Raw genomic sequence first — 13,285 nt, 5'->3', positions numbered from 1 at the left:
ATGGTCACAGGACGTGCTGGAAGTGCCGTTCCAGGCCACCGTCCGCGGAGTGCACGGTGGACAACTGCGGATCGATGGTCAGATAGACCGGCTCGAAGGGCTCGCCGTCCACGAGGCGCGGCGCGGGACCGAAGAGTTCCCGTTCGGCCGCGGTCGGCTCGACGCTCTCGCACTGGCCCACGATCTGCACGGACCACAGGCTCTCGCCCGGCCGCGCGGAGCTCAGGTTGTCGGTGCCGTACGCGACGACGCTGCCGGCGCAGGCGCGGTGGTATCCGCAGCTGCGGGGCATCCGCAGCAGCACGCGCCCGTCGACCACGATGTGGCGGGCGAACGCGAGGAAGGGCAACGCGCGCATGCTGGTGGCCACCCGGCCGTAATCGGTGCGGCCGATCAGTTCCACGGCGAGCTGTTCGTCGGCGGACCGCTTGTCCGCGGTTCGTTCGTCCGCGGTCCGTTCGTCGGTGGGCATGCCACCCAATCTCCGGTACCCGGGGGGCGCGGAAAAAGAGGCACCCGCCCCTCGAAGAGGGGCCATAAGTCCCGAATAAGGCACCGCGTCGATCGCTTGAGGCGCCGCGTCGATCGTTTTCCGCCGCTCAGCGGTTCTGCTGTTGCGCCTGCATCCGCGCCACATATGCCGCCGCCTGGGAACGCCGTTCCATTCCCAGCTTGGACAGCAGGCTCGACACGTAATTCTTGATCGTTTTCTCGGCGAGGTGCAGCCGCTCCCCGATCACGCGATTGGTGAGCCCCTCGCCGATCAGGTCCAGGATCTTGCGCTCCTGGTCGGTGAGGTGCGCCAGCTTGTCGTCGCTCTTGGCGCCGCCGCCGTCGCGCAGCCGCTCCAGGACGCGGGCGGTGGCCACCGGGTCGAGCAGGGACTTTCCGGCGGCGACGTCCCGTACGGCCGAGAGCAGTTCGGCGCCGCGGATGGCCTTGAGGACATAGCCCGAGGCGCCCGCCATGATCGCGTCGAAGAGGGCCTCGTCGTCGGAGAACGAGGTCAGCATCAGGCACTTGATGGACTCGTCCTGGGAGCGGATCTCGCGGCAGACCTCCACGCCGCTGCCGTCCGGGAGCCGTACGTCGAGGACGGCGACGTCCGGGCGGGTGGCCGGAATCCGCACCAGGGCGTCGGCCGCCGTGCCGGCCTCGCCGACCACCTCGATGTCGTCCTCCACCGAGAGCAGCTCATGGACTCCGCGACGGACCACCTCGTGATCGTCCAGGAGAAATACGGTGATTTTCCCGTTTTGATGCACGGTGTCAGTGTCACACACGCTCATGTGCACTGCTCCAGGTGAACTCTTCCCGAGCCCGGGGTGGCCGGGATAACGTGCCGGTGTTCCGGCCCCCTGCAAGGCTGTAACCAGTGCTGTGACCAGCGGTAGTTCCCGACCGACTTGATTTAGTAGGAAATCCAAGTTTGAAAGTACTTGGACTTCCCATCAAAATCGCAGGTCAGGAGGGGTTTCACAGAATTGTGAAGCACTGGGTAACGTGGCTGTTGCAGGGCGCTCGCCGGGGCACCTGTCACGCCTGTTCCCGGCCGAGTGGCACCCACCCCGTGCACGGGTACCGGGAATAGGCGAGCCGCACTGGTTACCCGGCAACCCCGGGGGCCGGACCGACGGAGGAGCACACGTGACCGTGGAGAGCACTGCCGCGCGCAAGCCGCGACGCAGCGCCGGTACGAAGAGCGCCGCGAGCGCTGGTGCCAAGCGCACCAGCCCGGCCGCCAAGAAGTCGCCGGGTACGACGGGCGCCGAGCCCGAGCTCGTTCAGCTGCTGACCCCGGAAGGCGAGCGGGTCAAGGACGCGACGTACGACCCGTACGTCGCCGACATCACCCCCGACGAGCTGCGCGGTCTGTACCGGGACATGGTGCTGAGCCGTCGCTTCGACGCCGAGGCCACCTCCCTGCAGCGCCAGGGCGAGCTGGGCCTGTGGGCCTCGATGCTGGGCCAGGAGGCCGCCCAGATCGGTTCGGGCCGGGCCACCCGCGACGACGACTACGTCTTCCCGACCTACCGCGAGCACGGCGTCGCCTGGTGCCGTGGGGTCGACCCGACCAACCTGCTCGGCATGTTCCGCGGTGTGAACAACGGCGGCTGGGACCCGAACACCAACAACTTCCACCTGTACACGATCGTCATCGGTTCGCAGACGCTGCACGCCACCGGCTATGCCATGGGCATCACCAAGGACGGCGCCGACTCGGCCGTGATCGCGTACTTCGGAGACGGCGCCTCCAGCCAGGGTGACGTCGCCGAATCGTTCACGTTCTCCGCGGTCTACAACGCCCCCGTCGTGTTCTTCTGCCAGAACAACCAGTGGGCCATCTCCGAGCCGACCGAGAAGCAGACCCGCGTCCCGCTCTACCAGCGTGCGCAGGGCTTCGGCTTCCCGGGCGTCCGCGTCGACGGCAACGACGTCCTCGCCTGCCTCGCCGTCACCAAGTGGGCCCTTGAGCGGGCCCGCAGCGGCGAGGGCCCCACCCTCGTGGAGGCGTACACCTACCGCATGGGCGCGCACACCACCTCCGACGACCCGACCAAGTACCGGGCCGACGAGGAGCGCGAATCCTGGGAGGCGAAGGACCCGATCCTGCGCCTGCGCACCTATCTCGAAGCCTCAAACCACGCGGACGAGGGATTCTTCGCGGAACTCGAGGCCGAGAGCGAGGCGTTGGGCAAACGAGTACGCGAAGTCGTCCGTGCCATGCCGGACCCGGACCACTTCGCCATTTTCGAGAACGTGTACGCGGACGGGCACGCGCTCGTCGACGAGGAGCGGGCCCAGTTCGCCGCCTACCAGGCGTCGTTCGCGGATGAAGGGGAGGGCAAGTAGCGATGGCGGCAGAAAAGATGGCGCTGGCCAAGGCGATCAACGAGTCGCTGCGCACGGCCCTCGACACCGACCCCAAGGTCCTCATCATGGGCGAGGACGTCGGCAAGCTCGGCGGTGTCTTCCGGGTCACCGACGGGCTCCAGAAGGACTTCGGCGAGGACCGGGTCATCGACACCCCGCTCGCTGAGTCGGGCATCGTCGGCACCGCGATCGGCCTCGCCCTGCGCGGCTACCGCCCGGTGGTGGAGATCCAGTTCGACGGTTTCGTCTTCCCCGCGTACGACCAGATCGTCACGCAGCTCGCGAAGATGCACGCGCGGGCGCTCGGCAAGATCAAGCTCCCCGTCGTCATCCGCATTCCGTACGGCGGCGGCATCGGCGCGGTCGAGCACCACTCCGAGTCCCCCGAGGCGCTCTTCGCGCACGTGGCGGGCCTCAAGGTGGTCTCCCCCTCGAACGCCTCCGACGCGTACTGGATGATGCAGCAGGCCATCCAGAGCAACGACCCGGTGATCTTCTTCGAGCCGAAGCGGCGCTACTGGGACAAGTCCGAGGTCAACAAGGACGCGATTCCCGGACCGCTGCACAAGGCGGTCGTGGCCCGCGAAGGCGCCGACCTGACCCTCGTCGCGTACGGGCCGATGGTGAAGGTCTGCCTGGAGGCCGCCGCGGCCGCCCAGGAGGAGGGCAAGTCGATCGAGGTCCTCGACCTGCGCTCGATGTCCCCCGTCGACTTCGACTCCATCCAGGCCTCGGTCGAGAAGACCCGCCGCCTGGTCGTGGTGCACGAGGCCCCGGTGTTCCTCGGTACGGGCGCGGAGATCGCCGCCCGCATCACCGAGCGGTGCTTCTACCACCTGGAGGCACCCGTCCTGCGGGTCGGCGGCTATCACGCCCCGTATCCGCCGGCACGCCTGGAGGACGAGTACCTTCCGGGCCTGGACCGGGTGCTCGACGCCGTCGACCGCTCGCTGGCGTACTGAGGAGAGGGTCGTGACGACGATGACTGAGAACGCGTCGGGGCTCCGCGAGTTCAAGATGCCCGACGTGGGCGAGGGACTCACCGAGGCGGAGATCCTCAAGTGGTACGTCCAGGTCGGTGACACCGTCACCGACGGCCAGGTCGTCTGCGAGGTGGAGACGGCCAAGGCTGCGGTCGAGCTGCCCATCCCCTACGACGGTGTGGTGAGCGAACTCCGCTTCCCCGAGGGGACGACGGTGGACGTCGGCGAGGTGATCATCGCGGTGGACGTGGCCGGTGGTGCCGGTGCCCCGGCTCCGCAGGCCCCCGCAGCGCCCGTGCGGACCTCCGCGGCGCCCGCCCAGGCCCCCGCCGCGCCGGCTCCCGCCGAGGAGCCCAAGCCCGAGGGCCGCAAGCCGGTCCTCGTCGGGTACGGCGTCGCCGAGTCCTCCACGAAGCGCCGCCCCCGCAAGGGCGCCGAGGTGGTCCCCGCGCAGCAGCCCGAGCCGTTCCTCGCGGCCACCGCGATCCAGGGCGAGCTCAACGGACACGGACACGGCCACGCCAAGCAGCGCCCCCTCGCCAAGCCCCCCGTCCGCAAGCTCGCCAAGGACCTCGGGGTCGACCTGACGACGATCACCCCGTCGGGCCCGGACGGCATCATCACGCGCGAGGACGTGCACGCGGCGGTGGCACCCGCCCCGGCCCCGGTCGTGGAGGCGACCCCGGCCGCCCCTGTGCAGGCTCCCGCCCGAGTCCCGGCCCCGGCCGTCGCGTACGACACGGCACGTGAGACCCGTATCCCGGTCAAGGGTGTCCGCAAGGCCACGGCCGCCGCGATGGTCGGCTCGGCGTTCACCGCGCCGCATGTCACCGAGTTCGTGACGCTCGACGTGACGCGCACGATGAAGCTCGTGGAGGAGCTCAAGCAGGACAAGGAACTGCAGGGCCTGCGCGTGAATCCGCTCCTCCTCATCGCCAAGGCCCTGCTGGTGGCGATCAAGCGCAACCCCGAGGTCAACGCGTCCTGGGACGAGGCCAACCAGGAGATCGTCCAGAAGCACTATGTGAACCTGGGCATCGCGGCGGCGACCCCGCGTGGTCTGATCGTGCCGAACATCAAGGACGCCCACGCGAAGACACTGCCGCAACTGGCCCAGTCGCTGGGCGAGTTGGTCTCGACGGCCCGTGAGGGGAAGACGAGCCCGGCCGCGATGCAGGGCGGCACGGTGACGATCACCAACGTCGGCGTCTTCGGCGTCGACACGGGCACGCCGATCCTCAACCCCGGCGAGTCCGCGATCCTCGCGGTCGGTGCGATCAAGCTCCAGCCGTGGGTCCACAAGGGCAAGGTCAAGCCCCGCCAGGTCACCACGCTGGCGCTGTCCTTCGACCACCGCCTGGTCGACGGCGAGTTGGGCTCCAAGGTCCTCGCCGATGTGGCGGCGATCCTGGAGCAGCCGAAGCGGTTGATCACCTGGGCGTAAGCCCACGCTTTTCCCCGGGGCGCCCCTTCTCATTCGAGAAGGGGCGCCTTTGGCGTAATGCAGCCAAGCTGCGAACCGGCCTGTTTTTCGGGATCTTTGCCTGCCTATGATCACGACTGCCGAGCGATTCGACCAGCCGTTCGGTATCTGGCGGCGCCCACCTTTTGGATGTGGGCGCTTCTCGAAAGGACGACCCTTGACGGTTGGAAAGTCTCTCGCCACGTTCGCTCTCGTGGGCGGCGCGCTCGCAGGGGGGATCGCATTCGCTTCTCCGGCGGCTGCGGTGAGCTCGTGTTCGGACGACTTCGCGCACCAGTTCAACATCATTTTCCCGGGCCAGAAGCCCGAGACGACGTTCTACATTCCGAACTGCGCCGACGTCACCTCGGGCAAGGTGACCGCGTCGAGCGAGGTCAGGTGGCAGATCGTCGACGATCAGGTGATCGACAACAGCAAGCGATTCACCTCGTTCAAGATCACGACCCGTGTCGAGTCGCGTGCGGACTCGGGCGGCAGCGACACGATCGTCACCACGAAGACGTGTGACCTGACGGCCCTGCTCAACGCCGACTACTCGGGCCCGGCCGAGGACGGCCCGGCGAACCGCTGCGTCGCGCCGACGGCGACGTACGACAAGAACCTGTGGTGGTCCTCGGACGCGACGCTCGTGTACGACATCGAGGGTGACGGGAAGGGCGCGATCACCAAGGAGCTGCAGGGTTCACCGCTTCTCCACGGCTGATTTCCCGTACAAGAAAAGGGGGGCCTGCCGCGCGCCATGCGCGGCAGGCCCCCCTTTTTTTCTTCTACGTGCTATCCGTCTGTGCTTTTCCGGCTGTGCGCCTTACTTGGCGAAGGCGTAGTTCATCAGCTTCTTGGCGTCAGCCGTGCGGGCGTCGATGGACGTCGAGGCGAGCACCGTGCCGATGACCGTCTTGCCGTTGCGGGTCGCGGCGAAGACGAGGCAGTACTTGGCCTCGGGGCCGGATCCGGTCTTGATGCCGATCGTGCCGGTGTAGCCGCTCAGCAGCGGCTTGTTGGTGTTCTCCCACGAGTAGTAGCGGTAGCCGCCGCTCTTGGTCGTGGCCTTCTGCTTGGTGTTCTGCGTCTTCACGATCGTCTTGAACGTGGAGTTCTTCATGGCGCTGCTGGCGATCTTCGTCAGGTCGCGCGGCGTCGAGTAGTTGGAGCCGTTGCCGATGCCGTCGAACGAGTCGAAGTGCGTGTTCGTCAGGTGGAGGCTCGTCGCGGCGGCGTTCATCTTGCCGATGAACGACTTCACGCGGGCGGCACGGGTCGAGCCCGAGCCGTACTTGTCGGCGAGCGCGTACGCGGCGTCGCAGCCGGACGGCAGCATCAGCCCGTACAGCAGCTGGCGGACGGTGACCTTGTCACCGACGATCAGGTGGGCCTGGGAGGCGTTGTTGGCGACCACGTAGTCGCTGTACGCCTTCTGGATGGTGACCTTGGCGTCCAGGTTGAGGTTCGACTGGGCCAGCACCACCTTGGCCGTCATGATCTTCGTGGTGGAGCCGGTGGAAAGCCGGGTGTCCGCGGCCTTCTTGTAGAGGGTCGTGGCCGTGCCGTTGTTCATCACGTAGCCGCCCTTGGCGGCGATCGTGGGCGTGGCCACGGCGCCCGCGGGTGCGGCGCCGAAGGCGCCGGCGGCCAGCACGGCGCCGGTCGTGACGGTCACAGCGGCGGCCCTGCGGAAACGCGTGCCCTTAATGCCGGTAATCAAAATGAACGCTCCGAATGCGCGAAATGCCCCTGGGAGAACGGCACATGGCAGTGCCGTCTCACGTACGGACTCGTGAGGAGCTTAAAGGGATGTACGCAGGACGGATGCGGTTCCTGTGATGTGAGTTACATGAGAAAGCCCCTGGGGTCTGCCGGGGTCCGCATCCTGGACGGGTCGCGAGCATGCGTACGTGTTGTATCTATGATGTGCGCATGCCCTCAGCCCCAGCCGCCCCCACCTCGGCGCCCGACGAACCGGGCGTGAAGCAGCCGACGGTGAAGCAAATGACCCTGAAGCAGCCGCCCGCCGCCGACCGCGTCTACGCGCACGTCAAGCAGGGTGTCCTGGAACGCCGTTACGAGGGCGGGACGCTGCTCACCGAGGGCGAGCTCGCCGAGGCGGTCGGAGTCTCGCGGACCCCCGTGCGCGAGGCACTGCTCCGGCTGGAGGTCGAAGGGCTGATCAGGCTCTACCCGAAGAAGGGCGCACTCGTCCTGCCCGTCTCCGCGCAGGAGATCGCGGACGTCGTCGAGACCCGCCAGCTCGTCGAGGAGCACGCGGCCCGCAAGGCCGTCCCCGCCTCACCGCGACTCATCGCGCGCCTGGAGGAGTTGCTGGCCCAGCAGAAGGAGCAGGCCGCCGCCGGAGATCTGGCGGCCGCCGCCGTCACCGACCGCTGCTTCCACGCCGAGATCGTCCGCAGCGGCGGCAACGAGATCCTCTCCCGGCTCTACGACCAGCTCCGCGACCGGCAGTTGAGGATGGGAGTCGCCGTGATGCACGCCCACCCCGACCGGATCACCAAGACGCTCACCGAGCACGAGGAGATCCTCGAAGCGCTGCGCTCCGGTGACGCGGAGGCGGTCGTCGGCATCATCCACCGGCACGTCAGCTGGTTCTCCAACCTGGCGAGGGGCGAGGTCCGATGAGCTCGGGTTCGGCCGTGTCGCTTCCCGGAGATCCGCCCGGCGGACGGCGCGCGATCGCCGTCTGGGGCATCGGTGTCTCCGTCTACTTCGTCGCGGTCATCTTCCGTACGTCGCTGGGGGTGGCCGGACTGGACGCGGCGGACCGCTTCCACGTGGGAGCCTCCGCCCTCTCCACCTTCTCGATCCTCCAACTCCTCGTCTACGCGGGCATGCAGATACCTGTCGGCCTGCTGGTGGACCGGCTCGGCACGAAGCGTGTCCTGACGATCGGCGTCCTGCTCTTCACGGCGGGGCAACTGGGCTTCGCCTTCTCCTCCTCGTACGGCATGGCGCTCGCCTCGCGCGGGCTGCTGGGCTGCGGCGACGCGATGACGTTCATCAGCGTGCTGCGGCTGGGCACGCGGTGGTTCCCGGCGCGGCGCGGGCCCCTGGTGGCGCAGCTCGCGGGTCTTGCGGGCATGGCGGGCAACCTGGTCTCGACCCTCGTCATCGCGCGGTTGCTGCACGGGGTGGGCTGGACGGCGGCGTTCGCCGGCAGTGCGGCCGCCGGTGTCGTGGTCCTCGTACTCCTCCTCCTGTTCCTGAAGGACCACCCCGAGGGGCATGAGCCGGAGCCGTTCCCGCACCAGGGGGTCGCTTACGTGCGCCGGCAGATCGCCGCGTCGTGGCGGGAGCCCGGTACGCGGCTCGGGATGTGGGTGCACTTCACGACGCAGTTCCCGGCGATGGTGTTTCTGCTGCTGTGGGGGCTGCCGTTTCTGGTCGAGGCGCAGGGGTTGTCGCGGGCGACGGCCGGTGAGCTGCTGACGCTCGTCGTTCTCTCCAACATGGTGGTCGGACTGGTGTACGGGCAGATCGTTGCCCGGCATCATGCGGCGCGGTTTCCGCTGGCGCTCGGCACGGTGTTCGCTACGGCGGTCGTCTGGGCGTTCGTGTTGGTGTACCCCGGGGAGCATGCGCCGATGTGGGTGCTGGTGATGCTGTGCACCGTGCTCGGGGCCTGTGGCCCGGCTTCGATGATCGGGTTCGACTTCGCGCGGCCCGCGAATCCGCCGGAGCGGCAGGGCACCGCCTCCGGCATCACCAACATGGGTGGTTTCGTCGCCTCCATGACGACGCTGCTGGCTGTTGGTGTGCTGCTTGATGCGACCGGGGACAACTATCGGGTTGCCTTCGCGGCGGTGTTCGTTCTTCAGGCGGTTGGGCTGAGTCAGATCTTTCGGTTGCGGGGGGAGGCGGCTCGGAGGGAGCGGGAGCGGTTGGTGGCTTCGCGGGTGGAGACGGTGCACGTTCCCGTGTAGCCCCCACCAGGGTGTTCGCCCCCGCCGCCCCTACCCGTCCCATCCCCAGGGGCTCCGCCCCTTCGACCCCGCCCGGGGGCTGCGCCCCCAGGACCCCCGGCGGGGGCTGCGCCCCCAGGACCCCCGGCGGGGGCTGCGCCCTGGTCTCGGGCCTCGGGGCTTCGCCCCTTGACCCCGGGTGAGTTTCTTCGCTGCGGGTCGGTGGGGGCTGGTCGCGCAGTTCCCCGCGCCCCTGACGGGGCGGGGTTTCGGGTCCCCTCCTGCGATCCGTCGGTCCCTGACGGGGCCGGGTTTCGGATTCGTTCCTGCGATCCGTCCGTCCCTGATGGGGTGGGGTTTCGGGTCCGGTCCTGCGATCCGTCCCCCACCCCGCTGCTTCCCGCCCATCCCAGCTCAGGACCGCCCAACCCGCTCCCAGTTCAGGACCGCCCAGCCGGCTGCTTGCCGCCCGCCCCGGCTGGACCACGTGCACCCACCTGCACCCACCTGCACCCGTCAACCCGGCCCGCATCTTCAGCCCGTCCGGCGTTTGAGGACGAGGCCGTTCAGGCCGATGCGGGGGTCTGGGGGCGGAGCCCCCAGGTAGGGATGGGGCTACGGCGTGACCGCGAAGTTTCGGAGGATCGCTGTCGCCAGTTCCGGGTCGCCCTCTGTCTTGATGCGGTCGGACACAGCGTCAGCGTGCACGCGGCCGCAGGCGAGGCGGACGAACGTCTCCCAGTCGAGAGCGAGGGTGGCGGCCGGGCCCAGGGAAGGGGCGCCGTCTATCGAGCCATGGCCGTCGGCGTCGACGCGGACCGTGCGGAGGAACTCGACGGGGCCGTGGATGTCGAAGACCACCGCCGAGTTGGGCGGAGCCCCGGCGTCCTTGGCCACGACCTTCGGGAGGGCTGAGAGGAGGGCGTCGCGGGTGATGAGCGCGCCCGGCGAGTCGAGGTTGCCCGGCCGGCCGAGGGCGGCGCGAAGGTCCTGCTCATGCACCCACACATCGAACGCACGGTTCCGCATGGCGTGTTCGAGAGTGACCTCGGTGCCGAGGGGGCCGCGCACCTTGGCGTCGGGCTGCCGGTTCTCGTTCCGCAGCTGACGGTTGCGGCGGATGATCGTGTACTCCAGCTCGGAGGTCATCTCCGGCGCCGTGTGGTGGCGGCGTACATCGACCTGCATCTCCATGTACCGCTGGTGCTCGTTCGTCACGTGGTACAGGTCGCGGGGGAGGGTGTGGATCGGCCGCGGGTCGCCCAGCATCTCGCAGTCGAGCCCGATCACATGCGAGACGAGGTCGCGGACCGACCAGCCGGGGCACGGCGTCCGCCGGTTCCACTCGCCCTCCACAAGCGGCTGCACCAGCTCGGTTATCGCGTCGATCGAGTGGGTCCAGGCGTCGGCGTAGGACTGAAGGCTGGGATGCAGACTCACGGAACGGGACCCCTCGGGCGGTTGGGCGCGGGCAGTGCACAGGCAGCGGGTGTCTTGGGACGCTAAGTTACGCTGCTGTGAGGCACCCCGGCAGTGCTTTCGTGTGACGATCGTAGGCCCGTATGGACGGCTCGAATGCCAGGACGGTGGTAGTGTGCGCGCCTCTCTCCTCCAGATCGACGTAAACGACAGCGAATCGGTCGCATCTCGTCGGCAGCGCGTGGCGGCCCTCGTACGAGAACAAGCCGGTGTCGATCTCGTGGTGCTGCCCGAGCTCTGGACGACCGGCGCGTTCGCCTACGAGGGCTTCGAGGCGGAGGCCGAGCCGCTGGAGGGGCCCACGTACGAGGTGATGGCCAAGGCGGCGAGCGACGCGGGTGTGTGGCTGCACGCGGGCTCGATTCCCGAGCGGGACCCGGAGGGCGCCCTGTACAACACCTCGCTCGTCTTCTCCCCCTCCGGTGAACTCGCCGCCTCCTACCGCAAGATCCACCGCTTCGGCTTCGACAAGGGCGAGGCCGTGCTGATGGGTGCCGGGGCCGAGCTGGTGACGGTCCGTCTGCCGGAGACGGTCATCGGCGTCGCCACCTGCTACGACCTGCGCTTCCCCGAGCTCTTCCGCGGGCTCGTCGACGCGGGCGCCGAGACCTTCGTCCTCCCCGCCGGCTGGCCCGAGCGGCGCCGCTCCCACTGGACGCTGCTCGCGCAGGCCCGGGCCGTCGAGAACCAGGCGTACGTCCTTGCCTGCGGAACGGCCGGTACGCACGCGGGAGTTCCCCAGGCCGGTCACTCGATCGTGGTCGACCCGTGGGGAGAGGTCCTCGCGGAGGCGGGGGCCGGCGAGGAGATCCTCACGGTCGAGTTCGACCCGGCGAAGGTCGCGACCACACGGGAACAGTTCCCGGCGCTCAAGGACCGCCTGCTGGGCCTGGACACGCCCCGGCGTTAGTTCCTGAACCTGCCGGCCCGAGGGTCAGTTCCTGGATCCGTCCATCCGAGGACCAGTCCCTGGACCCGTCCGCCCGAGGGCTGGTCCCTGGTCCGCGGCGTCAGTCCTCCCCCCGTTCCCTCTCCGCCAGATGGATCACGCACACCGCCACCGCGATCAGCAGCGCCGGATCCGTGTCCTCCCGTACGACATCGACGCCGTACGTCTCGCGGACGTGCAGCCAGCGGCGGGAGATCTGGGCGAGGAGTTCGTTGTCGTAGTCGACGGCGAACTCGCGGTCGAGGATCTTGCCGCTGACGTCGAGTTCGGTGCCGTCGACCAGGGAGACGCGGTAGTGGTTGCGGAGCAGGGAGAGGCGTTTGCGCTTGATGGTCGCCAGCGGGTCGCCGTCCCGCTCGATGATCATCGTGTCGCGCAGGGCGAACATCTTCTTGTGGATGTCGATCAGCACCCGCCCGTGCGTGTCCTTCAGCTCGAAGGTGTCGCGCAGCCGCATGGCCTTGCCGTCGACGAGGAAGACCTTGTTGCCGTGGTCGTCCTCGATCCAGTAGTCGTCGCCGAAGCCGAGGAGCCGGTCGCGTACGAGGTATCTCATGCCATCACCGCTTCCCCGGAGGGCGGTCCGAAACGCCGCCGGTAGGCCGACGGGCTGAGTCCGGTCGCGTGGCGCAGCCGCGCCCGGAGGTTCGCCGCGGTGCCGAGGCCGCTGCGGTCCGCGACCACGTCGAGTCGTTCCTCGCCGCGTTCGATGAGCCGGCAGGCCAGTGCCACCCGCTCGCCGGTCAGCCACGCCAGCGGGGTCGTGCCGAGCTGGGCCCGGAAGCGCCGGTGGAGCGTCGCCGGGCTGACCGCCGCGCGCGCCGCCAGATCCGGGACCGTCAGCGGTTCGCCGAGCCGCTCCTGCGCCCAGGCGAGCAGGGGGGCGAGGGATTCGTCGGGTACGTCGGGCAGCGGCCGTTCCACGAACTGGCGCTGGCCGCCGTCGCGGTGGGCGGCGAAGACCAGTCGGCGGGACACCGCGTTGGCGATCTCCGCGCCGTGGTCGCGCCGTACGACGTGCAGCCCCAAGTCCAGCGCGGAGGCGCTGCCGGACGCGGTGAGGATGTCCCCGTCGTCCACGAAGAGGACGTCCGGTTCGAGGAGGACCCGCGGAAACCGCGCCCGGAAGGACTCCGCCCACATCCAGTGGCAGGCCGCCCGCCGTCCGTCCAGCAGCCCGGCCTCCGCGATGGTGAACGCGCCCGAGCAGAAGCCGATGAGCCGGGCGCCGCGTGCGTGGGCCCGCCGTACGGCGTCCAGGACCTCCCGGGAGCGCGGGGCATCGGTGTCGGGCCGGTTCGGCACGATCAGCGTGTCCGCGTCCTCGGCCGCCTCCAGCCCCGCGACATCGGTGAGCGTGAAGAAACCGTCCCGCATCCGGGTCCGCGGCCCGGCGGCGCACAGCCGGAAGTCGTACAGCTCGCGGCCGAGTTCGGGCCGTCGCAGCCCGAAGACCTCGATGGCACAGCTCATCTCGAACGGGTTCGAGTTCTCGTCGACGATGAGGACGACGCGGTGGACGGCTCCTGGGGGCGTAGCAGTCGGAGTCGCCGTCGCAGTCGGAGTCGGCTGAGAGGATCCTTGCGGCATATGCGATTTCTAGCAC

Annotated in this window: 13 protein-coding genes; 7 read left to right on the top strand and 6 right to left on the bottom strand. The window is 68.9% G+C overall.

What is annotated here, in order from left to right:
- Positions 1-4: 4 nt before the first annotated feature.
- The gene (locus OIC96_RS23920) at positions 5-472 is read right to left on the bottom strand and encodes a pyridoxamine 5'-phosphate oxidase family protein (protein ID WP_330305860.1); all 468 of its coding nucleotides are present in this window, start codon (positions 470-472) and stop codon (positions 5-7) included.
- Between the two features lie 127 nt (positions 473-599).
- The gene (locus OIC96_RS23915; protein ID WP_330305861.1) at positions 600-1,265 is read right to left on the bottom strand and encodes a response regulator transcription factor; all 666 of its coding nucleotides are present in this window, start codon (positions 1,263-1,265) and stop codon (positions 600-602) included.
- A gap of 382 nt (positions 1,266-1,647) precedes the next feature.
- Here OIC96_RS23915 and pdhA point away from each other — a divergent pair, with 382 nt between their 5' ends.
- The 4 genes from pdhA to OIC96_RS23895 all read left to right on the top strand — a co-directional run bounded on the left by pdhA (position 1,648) and on the right by OIC96_RS23895 (position 6,043).
- Positions 1,648-2,853 (top strand): pyruvate dehydrogenase (acetyl-transferring) E1 component subunit alpha, encoded by a 1,206-nt coding sequence (gene pdhA, locus OIC96_RS23910; RefSeq protein WP_330305862.1) that lies wholly within the window; start codon positions 1,648-1,650, stop codon positions 2,851-2,853.
- A gap of 2 nt (positions 2,854-2,855) precedes the next feature.
- Positions 2,856-3,836, top strand: coding sequence for an alpha-ketoacid dehydrogenase subunit beta (locus tag OIC96_RS23905; protein ID WP_330305863.1), 981 nt, complete (start codon positions 2,856-2,858; stop codon positions 3,834-3,836).
- Between the two features lie 10 nt (positions 3,837-3,846).
- Complete coding sequence (locus OIC96_RS23900; RefSeq protein WP_330305864.1) at positions 3,847-5,301, top strand: dihydrolipoamide acetyltransferase family protein; 1,455 nt, start codon at positions 3,847-3,849, stop codon at positions 5,299-5,301.
- Positions 5,302-5,584: 283 nt separating this feature from the next.
- Positions 5,585-6,043: a hypothetical protein gene (locus tag OIC96_RS23895; RefSeq protein WP_330305865.1), complete on the top strand. Its 459-nt coding sequence runs from the start codon at positions 5,585-5,587 to the stop codon at positions 6,041-6,043.
- Positions 6,044-6,145: 102 nt separating this feature from the next.
- Here OIC96_RS23895 and OIC96_RS23890 read toward each other — a convergent pair whose 3' ends face one another.
- On the bottom strand, positions 6,146-7,042 hold the full coding sequence (locus OIC96_RS23890; protein WP_330305866.1) for a D-alanyl-D-alanine carboxypeptidase family protein: 897 nt from the start codon (positions 7,040-7,042) through the stop codon (positions 6,146-6,148).
- A 212-nt stretch (positions 7,043-7,254) separates the two neighbouring features.
- Between OIC96_RS23890 and OIC96_RS23885 the strand changes: the two genes are divergently transcribed.
- Both OIC96_RS23885 and OIC96_RS23880 read left to right on the top strand, forming a co-directional pair.
- Positions 7,255-7,971 carry a GntR family transcriptional regulator gene (locus tag OIC96_RS23885; RefSeq protein WP_406501810.1) on the top strand — a complete coding sequence of 239 codons (717 nt, stop codon included), beginning with the start codon at positions 7,255-7,257 and terminating at the stop codon, positions 7,969-7,971.
- Positions 7,968-9,272: an MFS transporter gene (locus OIC96_RS23880; RefSeq protein ID WP_330305867.1), complete on the top strand. Its 1,305-nt coding sequence runs from the start codon at positions 7,968-7,970 to the stop codon at positions 9,270-9,272. The genes OIC96_RS23885 and OIC96_RS23880 overlap by 4 nt, the downstream gene beginning before the upstream one ends.
- A 594-nt stretch (positions 9,273-9,866) precedes the next feature.
- On the opposite strand, the gene OIC96_RS23875 is transcribed toward OIC96_RS23880, so the two are convergent.
- The gene (locus OIC96_RS23875) at positions 9,867-10,691 is read right to left on the bottom strand and encodes a maleylpyruvate isomerase family mycothiol-dependent enzyme (RefSeq protein WP_330305868.1); all 825 of its coding nucleotides are present in this window, start codon (positions 10,689-10,691) and stop codon (positions 9,867-9,869) included.
- 154 nt (positions 10,692-10,845) lie between these two features.
- Between OIC96_RS23875 and OIC96_RS23870 the strand changes: the two genes are divergently transcribed.
- Positions 10,846-11,640 carry a carbon-nitrogen family hydrolase gene (locus OIC96_RS23870; protein ID WP_330305869.1) on the top strand — a complete coding sequence of 265 codons (795 nt, stop codon included), beginning with the start codon at positions 10,846-10,848 and terminating at the stop codon, positions 11,638-11,640.
- 100 nt (positions 11,641-11,740) lie between these two features.
- Here the strand turns inward: OIC96_RS23870 and OIC96_RS23865 are convergent, their stop codons facing one another.
- Positions 11,741-12,235, bottom strand: coding sequence for an LURP-one-related/scramblase family protein (locus tag OIC96_RS23865; protein ID WP_330305870.1), 495 nt, complete (start codon positions 12,233-12,235; stop codon positions 11,741-11,743).
- Positions 12,232-13,269, bottom strand: coding sequence for a GlxA family transcriptional regulator (locus OIC96_RS23860; RefSeq protein WP_406501813.1), 1,038 nt, complete (start codon positions 13,267-13,269; stop codon positions 12,232-12,234). Before OIC96_RS23860 ends, OIC96_RS23865 begins: the two co-directional genes overlap by 4 nt.
- Positions 13,270-13,285 lie beyond the last annotated feature (16 nt).

The sequence above is a fragment of the Streptomyces sp. NBC_00775 genome, assembly GCF_036347135.1.
GTDB classification, from domain to species: domain Bacteria; phylum Actinomycetota; class Actinomycetes; order Streptomycetales; family Streptomycetaceae; genus Streptomyces; species Streptomyces lutosisoli.
Note: the sequence above shows the minus strand (reverse complement) of the source record. Positions and strands in the feature narration are given on the sequence as shown.